Origin of the sequence: Asticcacaulis machinosus (assembly GCF_028550435.1) — a bacterium.
In the GTDB taxonomy this organism is placed as follows: Bacteria; Pseudomonadota; Alphaproteobacteria; order Caulobacterales; family Caulobacteraceae; genus Asticcacaulis; species Asticcacaulis machinosus.
In genome coordinates this window covers 203895-218435 of sequence record NZ_JAQQKV010000004.1, presented here as the reverse complement: position 1 = coordinate 218435, position 14541 = coordinate 203895, and the positions used below count along the sequence as shown (strand labels likewise).

The window sequence follows — 14541 nt, the reverse complement described above, 5'->3', positions numbered from 1 at the left end:
ATGGAAGACAATCAAATCGGCTGGCTGGCCGCCATTATCGTCGGTGCTATTGCCGGCTGGATCGCGGAAAAGGTCATGAAATCCGATCAGGGCCTGTTTATGAACATCATCCTCGGCATTATCGGGGCCATGATCGCCAACGGCCTGTTCTCGATTATCGGCGTGTCGTTCGGCGGCGTCATCGGCTATCTGGTCGCAGGGGTGATCGGGGCCTGCATCCTGATTGCGCTCGGTCGCATGATGCGCGGCAAAAAAGCCTGACCTTATCTGACAACCACAAAAAAGCGGCGACCTGAAATTCAGGCCGCCGCTTTTTTTATAATCAGGAGTTTTTAAGGTCGGAATCGAGGATACGTCCCGGCGACATCCGCCCGCTTGGCCATTCACTGAGCGCTTTCAGGTTCCCGATAAGCCGCCCTCTGCGGTCCGCCCACGGCTCAGGCGCCACAGAGCGCACCAGATTGGCGGCCAGATGCTTCAATATGCCCTCAATCGCCATGTCCCAGCCCAGCGTTTTCTTGCGCGCCAGATAGATGCGGTTGGCGACCTGAGAATAGCCCAGCCGCTTGCCCGGACTGCGGCCTGCTTTTTTGGTGCCCAGATGCACCCCGCGCAGACGATAGGATCTCACAATCGTGCCATAAGGAGCCAGTTGGCGCGAAAAATCGACATCTTCAAACCAGGCATAGAGCGGCAGGGCTTCATCAAACCGGATATTGTGCTGGCGCACCGCGTCCATGCGGATGGCCATATTGCAGCCATAGCCATTATAGGTCGGCTCCAGCGCACGATCGGCCTGCGGGCCCAGTCCCTCGACAATTGAAACCCCCTCAATGAATTCAAGCCCCGGCCCCAGCGCCCCATCGGCAACCACATGACCGGTGGCGACCACAATCGACGGATCGCCCGTCATCAGGGCCTCAAGTTCGATCAGGAAATCCTCAGAGGGTAAGAAATCGTCGTCAAAGAACACGATCACATCGGCATCCGACGCTTCGATGATCACATTGCGCTGAGCCGGCAATCCCACAGGGCCGGACACGATCTCAATCGGCGCGCCATAGCCGGTCAGGGCCGCTTCATCGACATCTTCGGGTTTGGCCGGGCAGATGATCAGTTTGTTAGCCGGACGCTTCATCCGCCCCATGAAATTGATGACTTCACTTAAGATGTCGCGGCGCCCGGCAGTGGCGATACCGATGTCGATTTTCAGGTGGCTCATAATGGCTTTCGGCGGTTACAGGCAATTCGTCGCGGAATGATCAGCAAGTTTTATGCCGCCCTGCGCCGCACTGCAAACACAAAAAAGGCTCCCGTTCAGGGAGCCTTTTTCGCGACGCAAGTGCGGTTAGCCTGTTCAGGCTAAACTGCGGTCAGGGGTGGGGGCTTACTGGCCCGCAGCGTCCGCCTTGGTGATGGCCGAAGCCGTCAGCTTGGTTTGGTCAGCATCCAGCGTCCCCGTGATGGATACAGTGTCACCAACCGCGAAAGGTGCACCCGTCACGGCCGAGGCATCAACCGCGATCGGGCGGCTCTTGCCGGACTGGGTGGCAACTTCGACCGAGTAGGATTTACCGTCGCCGGCGGCTTCGGCCACGGTGCCGGTCACACGCACCGCATCAGCGGCCGGTTCAGCAGTCGTTGCCGCTTCAGGTGTGGCTGGTGCGGTTGTAGTTGGCGGCGTCACTGGGGCTGTAGCGTCCTGGGCCAGTACCGGAGCGGCAACAAAGGCACCCAAAAGGGCAGCAACAGCAATCTTGCCAGAGATTGGGGAGGTCGTGGTTTTCATGAACGTGTCTCTTTCAGTTATTAAAAGTGGGTTCAGAGTGAATGGACCGACAACCGACGCTTCCAAGTGGTATGGTATTACGCCAAATCATCGAATTCGGGCGACGGTTCTAACCGCCTTAAGTGCGTCATAAGATCACCGAACCTCTGTCCCGTGGCCTCATCGGCGCCTTCGAAAATCAGGCTAACCGACCCGATATAAAGAAACGATCAGGAAAAAACCCTTATGGATCAGTCAATAACAAGGGCACGATTGCGCCCTATTTGATTTTCTGAGCCCCTGATGCAATCCCTTGTTTAACAAAGATTAACGCGCGATTGAGGCGCAAGGCTTGACAATTATTGTCTATGCAATTATTTACATTACATGAAAAAAATTTCATCCCTGGACGATCATTTGGGTTACTGGCTGCGTTGCCTGTCGAATTTCGTGTCGGACAGCTTTGCCAAACGGCTCGAAAAACACGACATAACGGTCGCGCAATGGGTCGTGATGCGCTCATTGTACGGCAAGGGCGACCTGACCCTCAATGAAGCCGCGCGAATCGTGGGCATCGATGCCTCGTCCCTGTCGCGGATGGCCGAGCGCATGGTCCACAAAGGGCTGATCAACCGTAACACCGACCCGATCGACCGGCGGGCGGTGAAATTGTCCCTGACGCGCAAGGGCGCGCAGCTTTTGCCACAGCTTGCCGATGAGGCCGACGCCAATGATGCGGCGTTTTTCAGTTCTTTAAGCGCCGCCGAGAAAACCCGCCTGATGGCCACGATCCAGTCTTTGCTGACCGCCAACGGCTGGAACCCCGACACCCGCGGCAAAGACCGGATGGTTTAAATGGACACACACATCGTCGAAAGCACTCTGAAACTGTCGCTGGCCGAGCAGATCACCTTTCCCGAAGTGGTCATGCGGCTGGCCCAAAGCGGCACGGAACGCTATCTGGTCGATATAACGGGAAAGCGCCACATCGCGTGGGGCGTGGATGGCTCCAGCCACGTCGGCGCCTATGACTATGAGGCGGGCGACATCCCTCTCACCTTCGATGCCGCCGCCGTCAAGGCCGCCATCACCGACATCCAGCAGGGCCGTATCAAATACCTGACCTTCATGGACCGCATCATTAAGGCGGGCTGCTGCCATTATTGGGTATTCATATCCGGCAAACAGGCTATCTATTTCGGACGCGACGGGTCTCAGCACATTGAACGGTTCCCGATTTTATAGTTTGTCGCGCATCTGAATCCAAAAACCGCATACACTTTTTGGGATGCGCTTATTTGTGAGATACTAATGACCGATAAAATCCGCTGCGGCTGGGTCAACCTGAACAAGCCCCACTATGTCCATTATCATGACACCGAATGGGGCGTGCCGGTTCATGATGACCGGCTTTTGTTTGAGATGCTGATCCTGGAGGGTGCGCAGGCGGGGCTTAACTGGGAAAGTATTCTGGTCAGGCGCGACGGTTACCGTGACGCCTTTCACAATTTTGATGTGGTCGCCTGTTCTAAGATGACTGATGACGAATGTGAGGCCCTGATGACCCACCCCGGAATTATCAAGAACCGGCTCAAAATTTATTCAGTACGCAAAAACGCGCATGTATTCATGGCTATTCAGAAAGAGTTCGGATCGTTCGACGCCTATGTCTGGCGCTTTGTCGGGGGTGCACCCAAACTCAACCACCCGCAAACCCTGAAAGATGTGCCCGCCCAAACGCCGGAATCAGACGCCCTGTCCAAAGACCTGAAAAAACGCGGCATGAGCTTTGTCGGCTCGACTATCATCTATGCCTATATGCAGGCCGTAGGTATGGTCGATGATCATGTGCGAGATTGTTTCCGGGCCAGTTAGCTTCCTCCTCCCCTGTTTACGGGGGAGGTGTCGAGGCGCAATATGCGACGAGACGGAGGGGGCATTTCGGCTACATTTGCCCCCTCCGTCTTTTGCTTGCGCAAAATCCACCCGCTCCGGCGGCCCGGTCCCCCGTAAACAGGGGAGGAGGTAACATTTTGGCCAAAACTCTGATCATTATTGGATGCCTTATCGTCGCCATCGGCCTGTTGTGGCCGTGGCTGTCGAAGCTAGGCATCGGTCGCCTGCCCGGCGATATCGTCGTCAAACGCGATAATTTCACCTTTTATATGCCGATCGTCACCAGCCTCTTGATCAGCGTGATCCTAAGCGTCCTGTTCTGGCTGTTCCGTAAGTAGCGCATCCCAAAAAGTGTGTGCGGTTTTTGGACCAAGATGCGCGCATATAGACCGCCTATACAAAATCTCTACAACTCTCGCCTAAACCTATGCGCCGGCCATATGCGGTCAGGGCTAAATTACGCCTCTGTTTCAACGATAACAGAGTACCCAAATGGCTTGCGCCGCCCCCTTTACGCCTACGGTTTACTTCCCCCTGACCGTCGATGAGGCCTTAAGTCAAAAGGCCCAGTTACTCCTTAAAACCGAATGTGCCGACCTGATTGGCGATATGAACTGTGAGGCCCTGCCCGCACGTCATCAGACCCGCATCTGGATCTATGTCAAAGCCGCCACCTACGGCCTGCTGTTGCACGCCCTTATTCTGGGCCTGCCCTCAGCCGAATTTGGAGCGCTGAAACCCGCCGCAACGCTTCGTCCTGTCGAGGGTTAACCCTATGCGTCTCCCCACAAATTTCAGCGGCATCTATACGCCCCTTATCACGCCTTTTAAGAACGGAGCCATTGACCATGCCGCTGCGGCACACCTCACTCAGCACCTGCTTGACGCGGGCATCCACGGCGTCGTCGCCGGTGGCACCACCGGCGAAGGGCCCGCCCTCACCTCACGAGAAAAACACGCCGTCCTCAATACCATACTTACCGTCACTGACGGTCTTTGCCCGGTTCTGGTCGGCATTGAAGGCGCGTCGACCGAAGGCGTAACCCGTGAGGTTCGCCATTTCAGCCATACTCTTGCCGATGGATTTCTGGTGTCGCCGCCGTCCTATGTCCGCCCGTGTCAGGAAGGCATATACCGCCATTTCATGACCATAGCCGAAGCCACCGACCGGCCGATTGTGCTCTATAACATCCCCGCCCGCACCGGTGTGTCAATGGCCCCGGAGACTATATTCCGGCTCTATGAAACCGGCCGCTTTCCAGCCATCAAGGCCTGTGGCCTGACCCTGGAGCACCTGTCGCTGCTGACCGAAATGGACGGCCTTAAGGTCTTAAGCGGCGATGATAGCTGGCTTTACCTGACGCTTCAGATGGGCGGACACGGCGGGATTATGGCCTCATCCCACCTGTTTCCCGACCGGTTTGTGGCGGTTTATGAGTTGATGCAGGCGGGCCGCGCCGAAGAGGCCTGGGGGGTGTTCGACCAGTTCCGCCCGCTGATCAAGCTGATGTTTCGTGATCCAAACCCGTCACCGGTCAAGGCGGCGCTGGCACTTCAGGGCTACATCCATGAAGAGCTGCGACTGCCGCTTATCCCAGTCCACGACGACAGCCGCCAGCGGATCAGGGACGCGCTTAATGCCTTAAGCGGGCTTAAAGCTTATCCCGCATTTGCACAGTAGATCGGGATAAGCTTTAAATGCTTTCTTTGACGCGCATCTTATCCAAAAACCGCGATACACTTTTTGGGATGCGCTTAGCCCAAAAGCCCGTGCCGCTTAGCGAACGGCAGCCATAGCTCCATAAACGGCTCGTCCTTGCCGTTGGTGCGCAAACCGTGGCCGCCTTTTTCGAAGATATGCAGTTCGGTCGGCGTCTTATTGGCGCGTAAGGCGCCGTAAAGCATCAGGCTGTTTTCAGCGACCACCACCCGGTCATCTCCGGCATGGGCCAGAAAGGTTGGCGGCATATCGACCGGCACGTTTTGCTCCAGCGACAGGGCTTTGCGCTGGGCATCGGTAGATCCTTGCGGGAACAGTTGCTTGACCGACCCGCCGTGAGCATGGGGGGCCGTCATGGTCATGACCGGATAGAACAGGCCCGCCATCAGCGGCTTGGTCGATTGAGTATCGGCGGCATCGACTGGCGCGTAAGACTCCCGCCCGAAGCTTTCGGATAGCCATCCGGCCAGATGTCCGCCGGCTGAGAAGCCGATCACGGCCACGCGCTTAGGGTCGATACCGAACTCGGCGGCGCGGTGGCGGATCAGACGGATCGCGCGCTGGGCGTCCTGAAGCGGGGTTTCCGGCCCCGCGGCCCAACCATCGGCGGGCAAGCGATAGGTCATAACAAAGGTCGTGATGCCCTGATCGGCCAGCCACTGATCGGTGCCGCCGCCTGCCCGCGATACCGCCACCCGCACATAGCCGCCGCCGGGGATCATCAGCACCGCCGCGCCATTGGGGTTTTTCGGGCGCCGTACCATCAGGATCGGATCGGTAACGTGGGTGGCCGCCGTATCGTTCGGGTCGCCACCGGCGTTACGCAGGATCCAGTCTTCCTTGACCGTGACCTTTTTAGCCCCCGGCGCGCCGTTGGGCCACAGTTTGAAACTCTCCAACGGGGGCTTTAGGGCCGGAACTAATTTTATCGGAACAACCGGAGGCCCTGGTATTGAGAGGGCGCAGGCTATCTGCGGAAAAAAGGCGGCCGCGGCCCCCAGCGTGAGTAAACGACGACGATCCATGTCTGGCCCCTGTTTCTGACCGAGCCTCAAATGCTCGATATTGATTGATTGCGATTAATTTAGCGCAACGCAATGACAAAGCAAGCCATTTCACCCAGTTCCGAATTGACAACCTTTCCCCTCCCTATCGAAGATGGGGAGTGGGGCGGCCCGTGCCGTGGCTGCGAGCTAAGCGAGCAGACGGAGGGGTATCTTCTGGCGACGGCATACCCCTCCGTCGCAGACAAGCTGCGCCACCTCCCCATGTTATGGGGAGGAGAAACAAGCATTACCCCGCCCATTTGAGCTTTGAGCCCCCATGATCGCCCTTAATCCCCGCACCACCGCCCTTGTCCTGATCGACCTGCAGAATGGCATCATCAACCGGCCGCTGGAACCGCGCGACGGTCAGTTGGTGGCGCAAAGTGGCATAGCTTTGGCGGAAAAGTTCCGCGACTCACAGGCTTTGGTCGTGCCGGTCCATGTCTGCTGGGCAAAGGATTATGCCGATATGCCGTCCACGAATGTCGATCAACCCATGCCCCGCCCCGAAGGCGGGATGCCTGCCGATTTCGCCACCTTTTATCCCGGTCTGGTTAAGGACGGCGATCTGGTGATTTCAAAGCACCAGTGGGGCGCGCTGTACGGCACGGAACTTGACGCCCAACTCCGCCGTCGCGGGGTTAAAACCATAGTCCTCGGGGGCATTGCCACCAATTTCGGCGTCGAATCGACCGCCCGTCAGGCGTGGGAGCACGGCTATGATGTGGTCATAGCAGAAGACCTGTGTACCAGTCAGTCCGACCACCTGCACCGCCTGAGCATTCAATACATCCTGCCGCGCATCAGCCGCGTCATCCAAAGCGCCGAACTGCATTTTACGGCTTAAGCCCCTTGTCACGCCAAGGTTTCCGGCGGACTATACCGCTATGGAGGTGCATATGGCTTATGATCTGGATGCGTTTGTGGCGAGCCTGCCCAAGGCAGAATTGCATGTCCATATTGAAGGCACTCTGGAGCCCGAACTGATGTTTGAGCTGGCGCGGCGCAACGGCATCACCCTGCCGTTCGACAGCGTAGACGCCATCCGCGCCGCCTATGATTTTTCCAATCTTCAGGACTTTCTCGACATCTATTATCAGGGCGCCGATGTCCTGCGTACCGAGGCTGATTTTTACGATCTGGCCATAGCCTATTTCGCGCGCGCCGCCGCCGATACTGTCCGCCACGCTGAGATTTTCTTTGATCCGCAAACCCATACCGATCGCGGCATTGCCTATGAGACGGTCATCAACGGCCTGCACCGCGCACAACTTGAGGCCGAAGCCCGCTGGGGCCTGACCAGCGGTTTGATCCTGTGCTTCCTGCGCCATCTGCCGGAACAGGCAGCACTTGAAACGCTTGAGATGGCTGTGCCGCATCTGGATAAAATAATCGGCGTGGGCCTCGATTCCTCCGAAGTCGGCCATCCACCGTCAAAATTCGCCCGCGTCTTTGCCCGTGCGCGCGCCTTGGGGCTAAAGCTGGTCGCCCATGCCGGTGAGGAAGGCCCGCCGGACTATGTCTGCGAAGCGCTCGATATATTGGGCATCGACCGCGTTGACCACGGCAATCGCTCACTGGAGGATGAGGCTCTCACCCAACGGCTGGCGGCCTCTGGCCTGACGCTGACGGTGTGTCCGCTGTCGAACCATAAGCTGTGTGTGGTTGAGGATATGAACACCCACCCGATCCCGCACATGCTGAAACGCGGCCTGAAAGCCACCATCAATTCCGATGATCCGGCCTATTTCGGGGGGTATGTGAATGACAATTTCCTTGCCCTGACCGGCCTTCGCCTGATCAGCCGCGCTGATTGTGTGACCTTAGCCCGCAATTCGGTCACCGGGTCATTCGCCACGGATGCGCGAAAAACTGAGCTTTTGGCCGAAATCGACGCCTATTCGGTTTTGCACTGAGTGGGCACCATGCGCCCGACAGCCCAGGTGGCGTCTGAGCCCTTGCCGCGGAATTCGTGACGGCCCGAAGAATACCACATACCGGATGCGGCCGGCTGCTGCTTGAGCTGAATCTGGGTGCCGTCGACCAAAGTCACCAAGGCGGCATCCGGCATGAAGCTGATGACAAACGTGGTGCCGTCCGCACACGTGTAAGGTATCCCGTCCGCTGACGGTGCGCCCAAAGGTGGCGGCGGTGGCGGGGGCGGCGCGGAGGGCATGGTGGCGCAGGCCGATAAGGTGATCACTGCGGTTGACGCGGCTAAAATCCGGATCATGTCCTGCCCCTTTATGTGTCTTCGACCTGTGCGTTTTACCATATGTCTTATAAAGGTTTTATAGCGGCTTCAAAATAAGTTTTTGATAGGGATCATGCGCCGCGTAATTCACCCATCGCCTGCCGCCCGATCCGCCACGCGGCCGACAAGCCAAGTGCCACCATCAGCAACGCCACCACCGCATCGGCCAAATTCGATCCGGTCTGCCAGACGATGACAGCGGCAATCATAACCAGCACATTGCCGATGGCGTCATTGCGGGCACACAGCCACACCGACATGACATTGGAATCACCCGACCGGTAGCGATACAGAAACGCCGCACTGCCCAGATTGACCGCGATGGCCAGAACCGAGACGACCCCCATGATTTCCGGGCGTGGCACGGTGCCGTTGATCAGTTGCAGAACCGTCGCCCCCCCGACCCACAGGCTGAACGCGACCATACAGGCGACCTTGAACAGGGATGCCCTGGCGCGCACCGATTGGACAGCGCTCAACACCAATAAACTAATGGCGATATTGCCGGCATCGCCCGCGAAATCGAGCGCATCGGCCAGCAATGCCATCGACAGCCCCTTAAGACCTGCCCCGATTTCCACAAGGAACATAGCCGCATTGGCCGCCAGAACGACCCACAACACCTTGCGATAACGCGCTTCGACCACCGGGCCGGTGTCATGATCATGATGGCCCAGCCCTAGAAAACCGTGATCATGACTATGGTCATGACCGTGAGAACAGGTCGCGCCATGTTCGTGGGAATGGTTATGATCAGTCATGGTCAGGCTCCCGGATATGGTCGCGCATATCCTCAATCATGTGGCGGACGTGATGGTCGCTTAAGGTGTAGAAAATCTGCTTGCCCTGCTTGCGAAAGCGCACCAGACGCGCGGCTTTCAGCAGGCGCAGATGGTGGCTGGTCAAGGCGGTGGACGCCCCGACTGAGGCCGCGATATCGCCGACCGCCGCCTCACCCGCCAGACAGCGCAGCACAATGCGCAGCCGCATCGGATCGCCCAGAAGGTGGAAAATTTCGGCCAGTTCGATAACGACATCATCGTCATCAGGCAGGTCTGTTTGGGTCACGGCCGCATCCATGACAAACATATAAACAATTATTTGAATGTTTGCAAGAAAGGGATTTTACGACTGCTGGTTATCTGGCATCCGCCAGCAGCTTAGCCAGCACCGATTTGGCGGCGTCAAACGGTGCCGAACTGCGGCTGGCCTGAGACGCCACCACCGCCCCGTTAAACAGGATGATAACCTCCCCCGCCAGTTTATCGGGGCCCTTATAACCGCCGTCCGCGCACAGGCTTTTTATGTAGTTCAGGAAGGTCTCAAAGAATTTTAGGCTGGCCGCCTGCACCGGCGTGTCTCGCCCCGAATATTCCAGATTGGCGCTGATGGCGAAGCAGCCGCGAAAGCAACCCTCATCGAACATCGCCTTACGAAAATCAAACAGGGCCATGACCCGTCCGGCCGGATCGGGGCTTAAGCGCGCGATCTCATCGGGGGCTATGCTCAAAAAGGTTTCCAGATAATGGCCGATCACCTCGGCGATCAGGTCTTCCTTGGACGGGAAGTACTTATAGAGGGTGCGCTTGGAAATGCCGGTATCGGCCATGACCTTATCGACGCCGGTAGCGTGAAAGCCGTGATCGTAAAACAGCTCATAGGCACGATCGATAATTTCCTGTTTTTTCAGAGCCTTGGTCATATGCGCACAGTCCGATGGGGGATGGGTGATATTTTTTTATAACGGACATCGTTGACAATGTAAACTGATCGGTTTACACACAGCCTCAATGTAAACAGATCGGTTTACAACCACCCAGTTCCCAAAGCGTTTCCCTTTCCTCTCTTCTTCGGAGCTATGATCATGAAAATCGCCAACAAAACCATCCTCGTTTCCGGCGCCAACCGCGGCATCGGCGCCGCCATCGTGCGCGAACTGCTGGCCAAAGGGGCCGCCAAAATCTATGCTGGCGCCCGCAACCCGGCCAGCCTGCCTGACTTTGGCGATGCCCGCGTCGTGCCGGTCAAACTTGATATCACCGATAACGCGGCGGTTCAGGCCCTGGCCGCCCAATACAGCGATATCGACATCGTCATTAATAATGCCGGCACGGCTCAGTTCGGCACGGTGCTGACCAGTTCCAATGACGACTTCGGCTATGATTTCACCACCAATGTCTTTGGCACACTGAACGTCCTGCGCGCCTTTACGCCGCAACTGGTGGCAAAGAATTCCGGCACCATCGTCAATGTTATCAGCGTCGTAGGCCTTGTGGCCGCCCATAGTCTGGCCGGGTACTCGGCCTCGAAAGCGGCTCTGTTGTCGATCACCCAGTCGGTGCGCGAAGAATTGAAAGACACCGGCGTTGAAGTTTTAGGCGTCTTCCCCGGCCCGATCGATACCGACATGGCGCGCGATATCCCCCTGAATAAGGCTACGCCGGAAACTGCCGCCGCCCTGATTGTTGAGGGCATCGAAGCCGGTGAAGAATATATCTATCCCGATCCGACCGCTCAGGCGATTGGTGCGACCTGGGCCACCAATGCGATTGGCCTTGAGAAGGTATTCAACGCCGCACACTGATTTTAGTCCCTCGCTGTCTTTTAGTCCTTTCTGGGCGGTGGCTGCGCCACCTTGGCCGCGCCGCAATGGCGGCTTGAACGATCAAGCCCTCCCCCAACCGGGAGGGCGTGATCGCTTATTCTATACTTATCTGTCAGCCCGCCATCCGCTTTGAACCTTTAGTGCCAGACCCGCTAATTTAAGCACCTAACCCAACGCATTGAAATTACGGAGAAAGACCATGAACCGCAATCGTATCGAAGGTAGCTGGGAACAGGTTAAGGGCTCGCTGCAGGAAACCTGGGGCAAGCTGACCGGCAATGATCTGGATGTCATCGAAGGTGACCGCAAGCAACTGGCGGGCAAGATTCAGGAACGCTACGGTATCGCGCAAGACGAAGTCGAAGCCCAGATCAAAAAGTGGAATGATTCCGCTTATGATCGCGTGAAATAACGCACCCGGTTTCGGGAGCGCTTATGGAAAAGGCCGCTGACGGGAGAGAGACGTCAGCGGCCTTTTTCGTGCAAGTTCCCTCTCCCCGTACTACGGGGAGAGGGCTAGGGTGAGGGGCAACCTTTTTAGGGTGAGGGGCAATCCCTAATGCCCGTGATTATGGAACAGCTCGACCTTAACTGGTTTGCGCTCCCACAGGTACTCATGCAGCGGATAGGCAATGGTCTGCACCATAGGCTCCAGCAAACCGATACCGAGGGCGATCGCCCAATTGCCCGTTAGGGCATAGGCGACGGATGAGGCGACCATAACGTGCATGGCACTGTAGGACAGAGTTTTGGCGGCTAAACGCATAAGGGTCTCTCCTGAAATTCTATAAATGCAAATTACTCGCAATCACAATATAGGTAAAATCAATTGTTTTTGAATATGCGATAAGAAAATTTTATTCCGCCGCGTTGCAATTTTAGGCTGGCCTTAAACCCTCGCAGACGATTATGTGGCCCAAACTTACCGTCGCGGATCACAATGCCCCCTCACCTTCGCCGCCTGATTACGTCCGCCCTCATGCTGTGTCTGCTGGCGATCACCGCCGTAACACTGTTCAGCTTTATGGCGCGCTGGCTGTGGTTTGCCGACCTGATCACGCCGTTCCGGCTTCAGATTGCCGTGGCCGCCGTGGTTCTGTGCGCCACCTGCCTAACGATGAAAAACCGGCGGCTGATTATAGCGTCTTTGATGGTGCTGGCCCTGACCATTGCCCCCATTACACTACGCAGCATGAGCGTTCCCGCCTTGCCCTCGCCCGACCCCGCCGCCAAGCCCCTCGGTCTGGTCATGAGCAATGTGCTCTATGTCAGCAAGGATTACGATGCCGTCACCGATATGGTTGCCCGCGAAGACCCGGATATCTTTGCCGTCGTCGAAGCTGCCGACCACTGGCAAACGGCCCTGAGCGGCCTGAAAGACCGTTATCCCTACAGCTACGATATTTCCGGCCGCAGCGCCTTTGGCATCAGCCTCTATGCCAAGGCCCCGTTTACGGCGAAAATCCTGACACTTGATGATCCCGAAGTGCCACTACTACGCGCCGAGTTCGCAGATTTCGTCCTATTCGTCGCTCACCCTGTCCCACCCGTTCATGCCAGATGGAGTGCCAAAAACAGGTCTTATATCGAAGCCATCGCCCGTGAGTTCAGCATCACTCAAAAACCAGTCATCGTCACCGGCGACCTTAATTCGACCCTGTGGTCGCATAGCCTGACGCCATTGGTTGCGGCGAAGATGCAGCGCCCTGCCGGTTCGGGGTTTGCCTATACCTGGCCCGCCGATAATCCGCTGATGGCCATTCAGATCGATCACGTCCTGACCCGCGATATTCCCGCCGCACACTATAAAGTCCTGCCGTCCATAGGGTCGGATCATTTCCCGATCCGCGCTGATATCGATCTGGGGGCGGCCCATGACTAAGACCGTCGCCATTATCGGCGCCGGCCCCGCAGGCCTTATGGCCGCCGAGATTTTAAGCACGGCAGGCCACCACCCCCACCTCTATGACCGGATGCCGTCGGTGGCGCGTAAGTTTCTGATGGCCGGACGCGGGGGCCTGAACCTGACCCACTCGGAACCGTTTGAGCGCTTTGTGGCCCGTTATGGCAAGCGCAGCCCGCAATTACGACCGGCTCTGGAAGCCTTTACACCTAAGGACTTGCGCGACTGGGCCGATGGTTTGGGCGCGCAAACCTTTGTCGGCTCATCGGGCCGGGTGTTTCCCAAGGCGATGAAAGCCTCGCCGCTGCTGCGGGCGTGGCTGAAGCGGCTTGAGGCGCAAGGGGTTATACTCCACACTCGTCATGACTGGCGCGGGTTCGATGGTGAGACGCTGGTTTTCGACCAGCAGGGCGAGACGGTACGCATACAGCCCGATTACACAATTCTGGCGCTAGGCGGGGCCAGTTGGCCCAAGCTCGGCGGTGATGGCGGCTGGGCCGATACCTTACGCGCCAAAGGCGTTGAGATCGCCCCGTTTCAGCCCTCAAACGCCGGGTTCACCACCGTCTGGAGCGACCATTTCCGCGATAAATTTTCCGGAGAACCACTGAAAAACATTGCGCTTAGCTTCGCGGGCCGTGAGGTCAAGGGCGAGCTGATGCTGACCCGCACCGGCGTCGAAGGCGGGGCGATCTATGCCTTAAGTTCGGCCTTACGCGACGCCATCACCCGCCACGGTCAGGCCGACCTGACCATAGACCTGCGCCCTGATCTCAATGCCGGTCAGGTGATCTCGAAACTTGGCCGCGCCTCACCAAAGGACAGCCAAAGCAACCGTTTGCGCAAATCGCTGAACCTCAGCCCCGCCGCCATCGCGCTGGTGCAGGAAACAAAAGCCGCTGATATCAAGGCCGTGCCGTTGCGCCTGACCGGCGCGCAAGGTTTGGATCGCGCCATATCGTCTGCGGGCGGGATCAGTTTCACCAGCCTGACGCCGGATTACGAACTGAAAGCCCTGCCCCGCACCTATGCCGTGGGCGAAATGCTCGACTGGGAAGCCCCGACCGGCGGCTATCTGCTGCAGGCGACCTTTGCTACGTCGGTCATGGCCGCGCGATCGATCCTTAAAGCGTAAGATATACCCCTCCGTCAGACCTTTGGTCTGCCACCTCCCCCATGACATGGGGAGGAGAAGGGTTTGCCCCCTACCTCCTCCCTACGCAGTGGGGAGGTGGCTGTGAGCATAGCGAGCAGACGGAGGGGTATCTTTTCCAACGACACCCAAACCGGAAACAGGTCATTCTGTTTTATCATAACCCGACATCATTACGTTCCGGCATGGCATAATG

The 14541-nt window shown here is 57.5% G+C and carries 21 protein-coding genes; 13 read left to right on the top strand and 8 right to left on the bottom strand.

The features are described from left to right. Window positions 1–261: a GlsB/YeaQ/YmgE family stress response membrane protein gene (locus PQU98_RS16305; protein ID WP_272746025.1), complete on the top strand. Its 261-nt coding sequence runs from the start codon at window positions 1–3 to the stop codon at window positions 259–261. A gap of 61 nt (window positions 262–322) precedes the next feature. On the opposite strand, the gene PQU98_RS16300 is transcribed toward PQU98_RS16305, so the two are convergent. Both PQU98_RS16300 and PQU98_RS16295 read right to left on the bottom strand, forming a co-directional pair. Then, window positions 323–1222, bottom strand: coding sequence for a glycosyltransferase family 2 protein (locus tag PQU98_RS16300; protein ID WP_272746024.1), 900 nt, complete (start codon window positions 1220–1222; stop codon window positions 323–325). Between the two features lie 165 nt (window positions 1223–1387). Beyond that, complete coding sequence (locus tag PQU98_RS16295; RefSeq protein ID WP_272746023.1) at window positions 1388–1789, bottom strand: hypothetical protein; 402 nt, start codon at window positions 1787–1789, stop codon at window positions 1388–1390. Window positions 1790–2155: 366 nt separating this feature from the next. On the opposite strand from PQU98_RS16295, the gene PQU98_RS16290 reads away from it, so the two are divergent. The 6 genes from PQU98_RS16290 to dapA all read left to right on the top strand — a co-directional run bounded on the left by PQU98_RS16290 (window position 2156) and on the right by dapA (window position 5345). Next, window positions 2156–2623: a MarR family winged helix-turn-helix transcriptional regulator gene (locus PQU98_RS16290; protein ID WP_272746022.1), complete on the top strand. Its 468-nt coding sequence runs from the start codon at window positions 2156–2158 to the stop codon at window positions 2621–2623. Continuing rightward, complete coding sequence (locus PQU98_RS16285) at window positions 2624–3013, top strand: DUF1398 family protein (RefSeq protein ID WP_272746021.1); 390 nt, start codon at window positions 2624–2626, stop codon at window positions 3011–3013. A gap of 66 nt (window positions 3014–3079) precedes the next feature. Beyond that, on the top strand, window positions 3080–3643 hold the full coding sequence (locus PQU98_RS16280) for a DNA-3-methyladenine glycosylase I (RefSeq protein ID WP_272746020.1): 564 nt from the start codon (window positions 3080–3082) through the stop codon (window positions 3641–3643). Window positions 3644–3801: 158 nt separating this feature from the next. Next, on the top strand, window positions 3802–4002 hold the full coding sequence (locus tag PQU98_RS16275) for a DUF2905 domain-containing protein (RefSeq protein ID WP_272746019.1): 201 nt from the start codon (window positions 3802–3804) through the stop codon (window positions 4000–4002). Window positions 4003–4156: 154 nt separating this feature from the next. Then, window positions 4157–4435 (top strand): hypothetical protein, encoded by a 279-nt coding sequence (locus tag PQU98_RS16270; RefSeq protein ID WP_272746018.1) that lies wholly within the window; start codon window positions 4157–4159, stop codon window positions 4433–4435. 4 nt (window positions 4436–4439) lie between these two features. Next, window positions 4440–5345, top strand: coding sequence for a 4-hydroxy-tetrahydrodipicolinate synthase (dapA, locus tag PQU98_RS16265; RefSeq protein ID WP_272746017.1), 906 nt, complete (start codon window positions 4440–4442; stop codon window positions 5343–5345). A 74-nt stretch (window positions 5346–5419) separates the two neighbouring features. Here the strand turns inward: dapA and PQU98_RS16260 are convergent, their stop codons facing one another. Next, window positions 5420–6283, bottom strand: a complete 864-nt coding sequence (locus PQU98_RS16260; RefSeq protein ID WP_272746016.1) for an alpha/beta hydrolase — start codon at window positions 6281–6283, stop codon at window positions 5420–5422. A 424-nt stretch (window positions 6284–6707) separates the two neighbouring features. Between PQU98_RS16260 and PQU98_RS16255 the strand changes: the two genes are divergently transcribed. Next, window positions 6708–7277: a hydrolase gene (locus tag PQU98_RS16255; protein ID WP_272746015.1), complete on the top strand. Its 570-nt coding sequence runs from the start codon at window positions 6708–6710 to the stop codon at window positions 7275–7277. 52 nt (window positions 7278–7329) lie between these two features. Further along, the gene (locus tag PQU98_RS16250; RefSeq protein ID WP_272746014.1) at window positions 7330–8346 is read left to right on the top strand and encodes an adenosine deaminase; all 1017 of its coding nucleotides are present in this window, start codon (window positions 7330–7332) and stop codon (window positions 8344–8346) included. Here PQU98_RS16250 and PQU98_RS16245 read toward each other — a convergent pair. From PQU98_RS16245 to PQU98_RS16230, 4 genes are all read right to left on the bottom strand, one after another. Further along, the gene (locus tag PQU98_RS16245; protein WP_272746013.1) at window positions 8328–8663 is read right to left on the bottom strand and encodes an MliC family protein; all 336 of its coding nucleotides are present in this window, start codon (window positions 8661–8663) and stop codon (window positions 8328–8330) included. The two genes, PQU98_RS16250 and PQU98_RS16245, sit on opposite strands and share 19 nt — an antisense overlap. Before the next feature lie 92 nt (window positions 8664–8755). Continuing rightward, on the bottom strand, window positions 8756–9445 hold the full coding sequence (locus PQU98_RS16240) for a cation efflux transmembrane domain-containing protein (RefSeq protein ID WP_272746012.1): 690 nt from the start codon (window positions 9443–9445) through the stop codon (window positions 8756–8758). Beyond that, window positions 9438–9752, bottom strand: coding sequence for an ArsR/SmtB family transcription factor (locus PQU98_RS16235; protein ID WP_272746011.1), 315 nt, complete (start codon window positions 9750–9752; stop codon window positions 9438–9440). The genes PQU98_RS16240 and PQU98_RS16235 overlap by 8 nt, the downstream gene beginning before the upstream one ends. A gap of 70 nt (window positions 9753–9822) precedes the next feature. Then, window positions 9823–10386: a TetR/AcrR family transcriptional regulator gene (locus PQU98_RS16230; RefSeq protein ID WP_272746010.1), complete on the bottom strand. Its 564-nt coding sequence runs from the start codon at window positions 10384–10386 to the stop codon at window positions 9823–9825. A gap of 162 nt (window positions 10387–10548) precedes the next feature. Here PQU98_RS16230 and PQU98_RS16225 point away from each other — a divergent pair, with 162 nt between their 5' ends. Together PQU98_RS16225 and PQU98_RS16220 are read left to right on the top strand one after the other, a co-directional pair. Then, on the top strand, window positions 10549–11268 hold the full coding sequence (locus tag PQU98_RS16225; protein WP_272746009.1) for an SDR family oxidoreductase: 720 nt from the start codon (window positions 10549–10551) through the stop codon (window positions 11266–11268). A gap of 220 nt (window positions 11269–11488) precedes the next feature. Next, the gene (locus PQU98_RS16220) at window positions 11489–11701 is read left to right on the top strand and encodes a CsbD family protein (protein WP_272746008.1); all 213 of its coding nucleotides are present in this window, start codon (window positions 11489–11491) and stop codon (window positions 11699–11701) included. A gap of 144 nt (window positions 11702–11845) precedes the next feature. On the opposite strand, the gene PQU98_RS16215 is transcribed toward PQU98_RS16220, so the two are convergent. Next, complete coding sequence (locus PQU98_RS16215) at window positions 11846–12055, bottom strand: DUF2061 domain-containing protein (RefSeq protein ID WP_272746007.1); 210 nt, start codon at window positions 12053–12055, stop codon at window positions 11846–11848. A 174-nt stretch (window positions 12056–12229) separates the two neighbouring features. Between PQU98_RS16215 and PQU98_RS16210 the strand changes: the two genes are divergently transcribed. Both PQU98_RS16210 and PQU98_RS16205 read left to right on the top strand, forming a co-directional pair. Further along, a complete protein-coding gene (locus PQU98_RS16210) occupies window positions 12230–13171 on the top strand; it encodes an endonuclease/exonuclease/phosphatase family protein (protein ID WP_272746006.1) in 942 nt (313 codons plus the stop codon). Further along, window positions 13164–14327: a TIGR03862 family flavoprotein gene (locus PQU98_RS16205; protein ID WP_272746005.1), complete on the top strand. Its 1164-nt coding sequence runs from the start codon at window positions 13164–13166 to the stop codon at window positions 14325–14327. The genes PQU98_RS16210 and PQU98_RS16205 overlap by 8 nt, the downstream gene beginning before the upstream one ends. Window positions 14328–14541: the final 214 nt, after the last annotated feature.

Coding starts and splice junctions, on each gene's coding strand:
- PQU98_RS16305 (WP_272746025.1), top strand. CDS start 1: ATGGAAGACAATCAAATCGGCTGGCTGGCCGCCATTATCGTCGGTGCT.
- PQU98_RS16300 (WP_272746024.1), bottom strand. CDS start 1,222: ATGAGCCACCTGAAAATCGACATCGGTATCGCCACTGCCGGGCGCCGC.
- PQU98_RS16295 (WP_272746023.1), bottom strand. CDS start 1,789: ATGAAAACCACGACCTCCCCAATCTCTGGCAAGATTGCTGTTGCTGCC.
- PQU98_RS16290 (WP_272746022.1), top strand. CDS start 2,156: ATGAAAAAAATTTCATCCCTGGACGATCATTTGGGTTACTGGCTGCGT.
- PQU98_RS16285 (WP_272746021.1), top strand. CDS start 2,624: ATGGACACACACATCGTCGAAAGCACTCTGAAACTGTCGCTGGCCGAG.
- PQU98_RS16280 (WP_272746020.1), top strand. CDS start 3,080: ATGACCGATAAAATCCGCTGCGGCTGGGTCAACCTGAACAAGCCCCAC.
- PQU98_RS16270 (WP_272746018.1), top strand. CDS start 4,157: ATGGCTTGCGCCGCCCCCTTTACGCCTACGGTTTACTTCCCCCTGACC.
- dapA (WP_272746017.1), top strand. CDS start 4,440: ATGCGTCTCCCCACAAATTTCAGCGGCATCTATACGCCCCTTATCACG.
- PQU98_RS16255 (WP_272746015.1), top strand. CDS start 6,708: ATGATCGCCCTTAATCCCCGCACCACCGCCCTTGTCCTGATCGACCTG.
- PQU98_RS16250 (WP_272746014.1), top strand. CDS start 7,330: ATGGCTTATGATCTGGATGCGTTTGTGGCGAGCCTGCCCAAGGCAGAA.
- PQU98_RS16245 (WP_272746013.1), bottom strand. CDS start 8,663: ATGATCCGGATTTTAGCCGCGTCAACCGCAGTGATCACCTTATCGGCC.
- PQU98_RS16240 (WP_272746012.1), bottom strand. CDS start 9,445: ATGACTGATCATAACCATTCCCACGAACATGGCGCGACCTGTTCTCAC.
- PQU98_RS16230 (WP_272746010.1), bottom strand. CDS start 10,386: ATGACCAAGGCTCTGAAAAAACAGGAAATTATCGATCGTGCCTATGAG.
- PQU98_RS16225 (WP_272746009.1), top strand. CDS start 10,549: ATGAAAATCGCCAACAAAACCATCCTCGTTTCCGGCGCCAACCGCGGC.
- PQU98_RS16220 (WP_272746008.1), top strand. CDS start 11,489: ATGAACCGCAATCGTATCGAAGGTAGCTGGGAACAGGTTAAGGGCTCG.
- PQU98_RS16215 (WP_272746007.1), bottom strand. CDS start 12,055: ATGCGTTTAGCCGCCAAAACTCTGTCCTACAGTGCCATGCACGTTATG.
- PQU98_RS16210 (WP_272746006.1), top strand. CDS start 12,230: ATGCCCCCTCACCTTCGCCGCCTGATTACGTCCGCCCTCATGCTGTGT.
- PQU98_RS16205 (WP_272746005.1), top strand. CDS start 13,164: ATGACTAAGACCGTCGCCATTATCGGCGCCGGCCCCGCAGGCCTTATG.